The organism is Caballeronia terrestris (genome assembly GCF_001544515.1).
In the GTDB taxonomy this organism is placed as follows: domain Bacteria; phylum Pseudomonadota; class Gammaproteobacteria; order Burkholderiales; family Burkholderiaceae; genus Caballeronia; species Caballeronia terrestris.
This window is the reverse complement of sequence record NZ_FCOL02000510.1, coordinates 1-940: the sequence shown is the minus strand read 5'-3', so window position 1 is coordinate 940 and position 940 is coordinate 1. Positions and strand designations below refer to the sequence as shown.

General features: G+C 56.6%; 1 protein-coding gene. It reads left to right on the top strand.

Annotated elements, in window-relative coordinates:
- Window positions 1-687: DDE-type integrase/transposase/recombinase (locus AWB67_RS42890; RefSeq protein ID WP_235025632.1), on the top strand; the 687-nt coding region annotated here is incomplete at its 5' end.
- Window positions 688-940: the final 253 nt, after the last annotated feature.

Sequence of the window (940 nt, the reverse complement as noted above, 5' to 3'; positions counted from 1 at the left end):
CATCGTGACAAGGCCGCGGCGCCGCGCTACTTCGAAAAGTCAATCGACCAAAACGGTGAGCCCGAGACGGTGACAATCGATAAAAGCGATGCGAACCTGGCGGCGCTGGATGCTCTCAACGCTGAGCGGGAAACACCGATCAAGATTCGCCAGAACAAGTCTCTGAACAACGTTGTAGAGCACGACCATCGGGCGATCAAGCGACGCACGCGGCCATGCTGGGCTTCAAGAATTTTCGTATCGCCAAGCGCCAAATGGAGGACCGTGGCATCGCATGCACTCATGCCGAGCAATTCTACTCACTGGCGGCATAAGCAATCCTCACTATACTGCAGTCTGTTCGCCATCTTGCCCTTAACGCGACAAAACCTCAACGGCCTGCCCACCCGAAGTGCTCCCCGGTGCCCCTGTCCCGGATGTTCGTACCATACGCCAAAAATCGCGGCAGGGATGGATGAGGCACCAGGGCTTATCATGCCGGCTACCAACGCCATTGAATCGATCAACATGAGCCTGCGCAAGGTGATCAAGACCCGCAGCTCGTTTCCGACTGACGACGCCGTGACCAAGCTGTTTTACCTGTCGCTGAACAACATCAGCAAGAACTGGACGATGCCAATCCGCGATTGGAAGGCCGCTTTGAACCGCTTTACTATCCAGTTCGAGGACAGGCTGATGCCCCGTTAAACCACAACCTGTTTACACAAAATTCGGGACACCCCCCTGCACCCGGGTGACTAGATGACCGAATTGGAGATTGAAATGTTCTTACGTCGGCCGAAGAATCGGCGGGGCGAACTGCCCTACAATGTGACGCATACTGCGAAACAGGCCCTGCCGAGGGAACTTTCGGGAATCTGGTCTCGCCGAACACGCGGTAGCTTAAGAACGGGTCGCGAAGCCGCAGGGCACGGGGGCGCCATGAGTGACGCACCGTTTC